General features: G+C 68.9%; 6 protein-coding genes and 1 pseudogene. 4 read left to right on the top strand and 3 right to left on the bottom strand.

The window, feature by feature from the left end; translation table 11 throughout:
• Positions 1 to 303 precede the first annotated feature (303 nt).
• The 3 genes from ACZ5XS_RS41240 to ACZ5XS_RS41230 all read left to right on the top strand — a co-directional run bounded on the left by ACZ5XS_RS41240 (position 304) and on the right by ACZ5XS_RS41230 (position 2,869).
• Positions 304 to 789, top strand: coding sequence for a MarR family winged helix-turn-helix transcriptional regulator (locus ACZ5XS_RS41240; RefSeq protein WP_468660352.1), 486 nt, complete (start codon positions 304 to 306; stop codon positions 787 to 789).
• A 97-nt stretch (positions 790 to 886) separates the two neighbouring features.
• Positions 887 to 2,380, top strand: coding sequence for an MFS transporter (locus ACZ5XS_RS41235; RefSeq protein WP_468660350.1), 1,494 nt, complete (start codon positions 887 to 889; stop codon positions 2,378 to 2,380).
• Between the two features lie 48 nt (positions 2,381 to 2,428).
• The gene (locus ACZ5XS_RS41230; protein WP_468660348.1) at positions 2,429 to 2,869 is read left to right on the top strand and encodes a pyridoxamine 5'-phosphate oxidase family protein; all 441 of its coding nucleotides are present in this window, start codon (positions 2,429 to 2,431) and stop codon (positions 2,867 to 2,869) included.
• Positions 2,870 to 3,310: 441 nt separating this feature from the next.
• Here ACZ5XS_RS41230 and ACZ5XS_RS41225 read toward each other — a convergent pair whose 3' ends face one another.
• The 3 genes and pseudogenes from ACZ5XS_RS41225 to ACZ5XS_RS41215 form a co-directional block, all read right to left on the bottom strand.
• Entirely contained in the window at positions 3,311 to 3,784 is a 474-nt protein-coding gene (locus ACZ5XS_RS41225) for a hypothetical protein (protein ID WP_468660346.1), read from the bottom strand.
• Between the two features lie 116 nt (positions 3,785 to 3,900).
• On the bottom strand, positions 3,901 to 4,818 hold the full coding sequence (locus ACZ5XS_RS41220; protein WP_468660344.1) for a hypothetical protein: 918 nt from the start codon (positions 4,816 to 4,818) through the stop codon (positions 3,901 to 3,903).
• A gap of 194 nt (positions 4,819 to 5,012) precedes the next feature.
• Positions 5,013 to 5,244 (bottom strand): annotated as a pseudogene (locus ACZ5XS_RS41215) (IS5/IS1182 family transposase); the annotation flags it as partial.
• Positions 5,245 to 5,325: 81 nt separating this feature from the next.
• Between ACZ5XS_RS41215 and ACZ5XS_RS41210 the strand changes: the two are divergent.
• On the top strand, positions 5,326 to 5,907 hold the full coding sequence (locus tag ACZ5XS_RS41210; RefSeq protein ID WP_468660342.1) for a dihydrofolate reductase family protein: 582 nt from the start codon (positions 5,326 to 5,328) through the stop codon (positions 5,905 to 5,907).
• Positions 5,908 to 7,070 lie beyond the last annotated feature (1,163 nt).

Raw genomic sequence — 7,070 nt, 5'->3', positions numbered from 1 at the left:
CAACGGCTCCAGCTTCGGGCCCCGACGAGGAACTGACGCACCAGCAGCAGAAGTCACACCACAACTAACGATCAACTACTGGCGCAGGACACTAGGCGTGCGGGACGTGGCGAAGCGGATCGGCTCGCCTCCTCCGGAGAGAAGAGCGTCCCGATCGCCCACCTGTAACCCTGCGGGGACGTGTGCGGAGCAGGTGCTCCATCACGGCATCAGGTCCAAACTGTCGGACCCTGTGACCAGCGATTGCATCAAGGTCTCTTCTGGATAATCCGCCTCGGATCGATGTGCTCTACGCTGGCAGGCATGACCGCCATGACGCCCGCCCGCACCGAACCGGACTTGTCGTTCCTCCTCGACCACACCAGTCACGTCCTGCGGAGCAAGATGTCCGCCGCCCTCGCCGAGATCGGCCTGACGGCCCGGATGCACTGCGTGCTCGTCCACGCCCTGGAGGAGGAGCGCACCCAGATCCAGCTCGCCGAAATCGGCGACATGGACAAGACCACGATGGTGGTGACGGTGGACGCCTTGGAGAAGGCAGGTCTGGCCGAGCGCCGCCCCTCAAGTACGGACCGGCGGGCCAGGATCATCGCTGTCACCGACGAGGGCGCCCGTATCGCCGGACAGAGTCAGAAGATCGTCGACCGCGTGCATCGCGACGCCCTGGCGACGCTCCCCCAGGGGGACAGGGAGGTCCTCCTGCGGGCCCTGAATCACCTGGTCGACGACAGTCTGGCAACCCCCGTCGAGGCCCCGCGCACCGCCCGCCGGGCGCGGCAGTCCAGATAGACGGGGAAGCAGGGCAAAGTAAGTCCGAAAAAAATAGTCTGCAACAAAACTATCTGCTACGGTCTCTCCTGTCGCCTCAACTGACAGGAGAGACCGCATGTCTGCCGCATTCGACTCCGCGCCGTCGCCCGCTTCTCCCGCCGCCCAGCGCTCACGCCGGCTCGCCCTCGGAGTCATCGCCACCGGGATGCTGATGATCATCCTCGACGGCTCCATCGTGACCGTGGCGATGCCGGCCATCCAGAACGACCTGGGATTCACCCCCACCGGCCTCAGCTGGGTCGTCAACGCCTACCTCATCGCGTTCGGCAGCCTGCTCCTGCTGGCCGGACGTCTCGGTGACCTGATCGGTCGCAGGCGCATGTTCCTGGCCGGCACCGCCGTCTTCACCGCCGCCTCGCTGTTGGCCGGCGTGGCCACCTCGCCCGCCGTACTGATCGCCGCCCGCTTCCTCCAGGGCATCGGCAGCGCGATGGCCTCCGCCGTCAGTCTGGGCATCCTCGTGACGCTGTTCACCGAGCCCAGGGAGCGCGCCAGGGCCATCGCCGTCTTCAGCTTCACCGGCGCCGCGGGCGCGTCCATCGGCCAGGTCCTCGGCGGCGTACTCACCGACGCGCTCAGCTGGCACTGGATCTTCTTCATCAATCTGCCGATCGGCGTCGCCACCCTCGCGATCGCCGTCCGCGTCCTGCCCGGTGGCGTCGGTTTGGGCCTCAAGGCGGGTGCGGACGTCTTCGGCGCGGTCCTGGTCACCGCCGGTCTGATGCTGGGCATCTACACCGTCGTCAAGGTCGGGGAGTACGGCTGGACGTCGGGCCGCTCCCTCGGCTTCGGCGCCCTCGCCGCCGTACTGCTCGCCGCGTTCCTCGTCCGTCAGGCCACCGCGAAGAACCCGCTGATGCCGCTGCGGATCTTCCTCTCGCGCAGCGTCTCGGCCGCCAACCTGGTCCAGATCCTGATGGTCGCCGCACTCTTCTCCTTCCAGATCCTCGTCGCCCTGTACCTCCAGAAGGTCCTCGGATACGGCGCCGCCGAGACCGGCCTCGCGATGCTCCCGGCAGCCGCCGTCATCGGTGCCGTCTCCCTGGGAGTCTCCGCCCGTCTCAACGCCCGCTTCGGTGAGCGCAACGTCCTGCTGGCGGGCATCGTGCTCCTCATCGGCGTCCTCGCCCTCCTCGCCCGCGTCCCCGTGCAGGCCGGTTACGCCGTCGACCTCCTCCCGGTCATGCTGCTCGCCGCGGGCTTCGGTCTCGCGCTGCCGGCGCTGACCACACTCGGTATGTCCGGCGCGAGCGAGGATGACGCCGGTCTCGCGTCCGGCCTGTTCAACACCACCCAGCAGATCGGCATGGCCCTGGGCGTCGCAGTCCTGTCCACCCTGGCCGCCTCCCGCACCGAGAGCCTCGCGGCGGAGGGCCGGACGGCGGCCGAGGCACTGACCGGCGGCTACCGGCTCGCCTTCGCGGTGGGTGCGGGACTTCTGGCCGTCGCCTTCACCGTCGCCTTCACGATGCTGCGCCGCCCCGAGCGGCAGGACGCCCAGGAGCCGGCCACCGACACGCCGGCTCCCGCCCACGCCACCGCCGTCTGACCCGCCCTCTCCCCCACCCACACCCCGGCCGCCGAAAGGCTGATCCCCATGAGCGAGAACACCACCGCCGAGACCACCCCCGGCACCACCAGGAACGACGGCCCGGCCCCCCGGGTGCTCACCGACCAGGAGCTCTCCCAACTGCTGCGGCAGCAGCGGTTCGGCGTGCTCGCGAGCGTCAGGAGCACCGGCCACCCGCACCTGTCCACCGTCCTCTACGACTGGAACGCCGAGGAGCGCGTCCTGCGCGTCTCCTCCACCGCCGACCGCCTCAAGGTCCGCCAGCTGCGCCGCGACCCGCACACCTCACTGCACGTCAGCGGCCCGGACGTCTGGTCGTTCGCCGTCGCGGAGGGCGAGGCGGAGATAGTGGATCCGGCCGACGGGGCGGGCCCCGGCGAGCAGCCGCTGCCCGACCGGCGCGTGGTGATCCTGATCCGGGTCTCCCGCCTGTACGGGACCGCCCTGGACATCCCCGCCCAGGACTGAGGACCACTCAGTGCGTGCGCCCGGATCGCGGAGGGATCGATGTCAGCGCAGCGGAGCGGGGCTGCATGCCGAGGCCGTCACCTTCCAACCGCCCCGAGCCAGTGCGTCAGCGGGAAGTGCATGGATGCGGAATGCCGCCGCAGTCGACGTCCGCAGCCACCACCTGAGACTGCCGGTATCGCGTGTTCACGCTGGCAGATCTCGGACGTCGAGTTCAGCAGCGAACGCCAACGAGCCTGTCCCAGAGGCCTCCTGCCGGTCGGTCCTCGCGCGCCCGACCAGGTCCACGTCGCCCGTCTCCGCCACCTGCCAGGGCTCAGGAGGAATGAGGCGGGCCACTCCGCGTGCGTGATGAAGTGAAGCAACTGATGAATGGGCTGTCGACCAAGATCAACCTGTCCGCACGGAGTCGCGTGCTGGGCATCTCGCCAGGAGGGCGCGCTAGCTGCGCGGCCACCGGAGAGTGTGCCCACCGAGCGATATCAGCGGCGAGCCGGGCCCGCGCACCCCGTCCTCGTACCGCCAGTAGCTCAGGCCGACGGTCCCGCAAAGGAACCCGGCGAGGAAGCCCAGCGCCAGCGGGCCCACCGGGTTGGGGGCGCCCTCCTCGGCCACTTGCCCGCCGACCTCGAGGATCGCCACCCCGAACCCGAGCGCCACCGCTACCCCGGCCAGGCCCAGCACCAGCCACGCCCACCGGCGGCTCCTGGTCGCCGCGACACTGAGCACCTTGAACTTCAGCGGCTTCTGGCAGCTCCCGCATTCCAGCGCCTCCACCCGCCGGCCCTTCTCCGGCCGCTCGATGTCGATCGGATAGAGAGCAAACTGGCGGACGACATGGCTGCTGTGGATGTCCTTGGACACCATGTGCGCATATCTCAGACCTGGATACGGCCCCAATTCCCGCTTACTCATAGCAGCCTCCCTATATCAGATACCTGTCGGACCGTCCCGACCGATAATCGGTCAATCCTTGCCCCACCAGCTATTCCGTGGACCCACGGCCCGTCGGTCGCCGCATCCCCACATGCTCAATCTCCGTAACTCGGGGAGCGCAGGACGTCGTCCACGTCGAAGCTGAACGTCGGCGTCGGGTACAGCGGGTCGGGCACAGTCGTGGTGTCGGGCACGTCGTACGGGTCGGCGGTGGGCTTGCCCTCGGGGCTGCAGACGTTCGGCGCCGCTGGAGGCGACAGCTCGTACGTGGCCACCCGCTCGGTCCTGAATTTCACGTTCCCGCCGGCGATGTTGAGGCCCCCGGACTCGGTGCTGATCTGCTCGGGCAGTTCCTTGCTCTTGAGGGGCCTGCCGACGTACACCGCGACCAGGGCCCCCACGCAGACGCTGCGGTCGCCGGCGTAGAGCCTCTCCGGCGGTTTCACGAGGTGCTCCTTGCGTCCGTCGACGCGCAGCTCGGTCCGCTTCACGGAGTCCATGTCGAAGTAGTAGTCCGGCGGGGCCTCCGTGGCGCTGGTGGTGTGCCCTCCGGCGCCCGCCGAGCCGTAGGTGAGCTTCCAATACTCCACCTGAACGGTGACCGTTTCGCAGAGCGGGCCGGAGTAGCCCTCCATGCTCTCGTCGATCGTGACCGGGTCCTTGGAGGTGTCAACGCCTGCGGCGGGGACATCGGACGCGATTCGCATCCAGGACACGGCCTGTTTCGTCGTCCATTCCCCGTTGGGGTGGCAGCCCTTGGCGTTGGTCGGGTAGAGCGGGGAGGGCGTGGCCAACGGGGTGGTCGGGGCAGCGGTGGCAGTGCCGGTCACGGAGGGCCTGGCGGCCGATGCGTCGGTGCCGTCTCCGTCGCCCGAGCAGCCGGCCGTCAGCAGCGCGACGGCCGCCAGCAAGGCGGTGACCGGAGCGGCGGCATACGGAGCCGGCCGGTTACGTCCCGTCGGTGTGACGGCGCGGACCAGCCACCGTACCCGGTCTCCTGCAGACTCCAGCAACGTCATCATCCCGACCTGTACTCAGTGGCTCTACCGGTCGCGCACGGTTCATCCTCGATCAAGACCCTTCCCTAAGCGGACGCTGAAGAGATCAGTAGAACTACGCAATCGGCTACGTATGTTCGCCGGCCGCGGAGTTGCCGCAGTGGGATCCTCTCCACGGATCAGGCTTTGTGTCCCGGGGGTTGTCAGGTGTCGATGACGGGAGCGCGGCGTTCGTAGCAGCGGGCGAGGCGCTGGAAGGCGTTCTGCCGGGCGTGGGTTCGTTCGACGTGCCGGCGTCGGCTCGCCTGGATCGGCGTCTTCTCACCTTTTTGTGGGCGATCCGGCCGTGCAGACCGCGCTGATCGAGCAGGGGCCGTGTCTTGTCCGAGTCGTAGTCGGCGTCCAGGGCACGGCGATGTCGTTGGGCAGCGGGCCCAGGCCAAGTGCGCGGGACGGAGAGGTCCAAGAGCGACAGCTCACGACAGGCTAATTTGGGGGCACCCCAAAGCAGAGGAGAGCCCCGTGGGCAAGGTGGTCATGTACAGCTCGGTGTCGGTGGACGGCTTCGTCGCGGACGAGAATGACCAGCCCGGACCGCTGTTCGACTGGTTGTCCAGCGGTGACGTCCCGTTGGACGAGAGCGGCGAGGTGAAGGTGTCGCAGACGTCCTACGACTACACCCGGCCGTACTGGGACCAGATCGGAGTCACGATCGTCGGCCGCCACGTCTTCGACCTGACGGACGGCTGGGACGGGAAGCCTCCGGGCGGGATCGACCACGTGGTCGTCGTGACGCACCGGCCGATGCCTGAGGGCTGGGACCCCGAGGCGCCGTTTCACTTCGTCGACGGCGTCGAGGCAGCCATGGCCAAGGCGCAGGAGCTTGCGGGCGACCGCATGGTCGAGGTCGCCGCCGGCGACGTCGGTGGCCAGGTGCTTGCCGCGGGCCTGGTCGACGAGGTGCGCATGGACGTCGTACCCGTCGTGTTCGGGTCCGGCAAGCGCTACTTCGGGTCGGTCGACGCGCAGCACGTGTTGGAGGATCCTGACGTGGTGATTCAGGGCATCCGGGTGCTTCACCTGCGCTACCGGGTGCGCCGCTGACCGATCCGAGGCCGGTCGAGGGACCGGCGATGCGGTCGGAGGGCAGCGATGCGGGCAGAGTTCGGTTGCTGGTGAGAGAGACCCTGTGGGCGGGATGGCGGAAGACAAACGTTCGCGTGGCGAGGTTGCGCCAAGTGGCCATCGCACGGGGCGCGTTGCCGGTCCGCAGGTGGGAGTGGCCTTTGCCGCGGTCGAGGTCGGTTCGCAAACTTCGGTGCCACCGACGATGGCCCGACAGCTCCGACCCTCACCTCCTCGTCACCCGCAACACCGCAGTCGACGACTCCGGCCCGCCTGTCAGCGGCAGAGTGGTCCAGAAGCCCTTCAAACGGCTCGGCCAGCCGGCCGGCGTCCTGCGCGTGGACCGGATCTACGACAAAGCCCGCCAGACTGCGGACCCGGTGCCCGGCCAGAAAGCCAGGGCGGCAAGACCTGGATGAAGATCGACCTGAAGAAGGCAGTGCAGTCGCAGGGCGTGAGCGCCCAGTAGATCGGCGATCCGGCCCAGTCCGCCGCGTACGCCAAGGCGATCAACGACAAGGGACGTCACCAAGCTCGGTACCGAGAAGATCGACGGCGCCGACACAACGTACTACCGAGTCTGGGTGGACGTCGCCGGGTTGCCGGGCGGCGCTCAGATGCGCGAGCAGCTCGGCCCGACGCTGCCGATGCACGTCCGGCTCGATGACGACGGTCGGCTGCGCCGCCAGCAGATCGACATGACGATCAAGGCTCCGCCTCCGCCTCTGCCTCCGCCAGCGCCGAGCCGGGCACCAGCGCATGGCCTGAGCAGGTCAAAGTGACCATGGTGATGAATCACTCCGACTTCGGCACCGAGGTCGACGCCGAGGCACCACCGGCAAGCCAGGTGGCTGACGTGACGGACGAGGCCATCCGGCAGGGCCGGCAGCAGAGCTGATCAGCGCGAGGACGGACAGGCATGGGCGGCGGCCCGGACCATGTCTCGGGGCCGCCCCCGTGCGTGCCGCTCCACGGCTGCCCGGCACCGGCCACAACCACGGCCACGGCCCGGCCCCGGCCCGCCCGACCACATGAGGGACCGACCAGCCGCCCGATCCGTCGGCTCAGCCCAGCCGAGACCGCTCGATCCGGCGTGATCACCGCAGGGCGGGGCACGCGGTCTGAGCAGATGGAAGAGCGCG

The organism is Streptomyces sp. NPDC033131, assembly GCF_055578365.1.
Note: the sequence above shows the minus strand (reverse complement) of the source record. Positions and strands in the feature narration are given on the sequence as shown.

Bases quoted from the DNA above. Each gene is read 5' to 3' on its own strand.
- ACZ5XS_RS41240 (WP_468660352.1), top strand. From the start codon at position 304: ATGACCGCCATGACGCCCGCCCGCACCGAACCGGACTTGTCGTTCCTC.
- ACZ5XS_RS41235 (WP_468660350.1), top strand. From the start codon at position 887: ATGTCTGCCGCATTCGACTCCGCGCCGTCGCCCGCTTCTCCCGCCGCC.
- ACZ5XS_RS41230 (WP_468660348.1), top strand. From the start codon at position 2,429: ATGAGCGAGAACACCACCGCCGAGACCACCCCCGGCACCACCAGGAAC.
- ACZ5XS_RS41225 (WP_468660346.1), bottom strand. From the start codon at position 3,784: ATGAGTAAGCGGGAATTGGGGCCGTATCCAGGTCTGAGATATGCGCAC.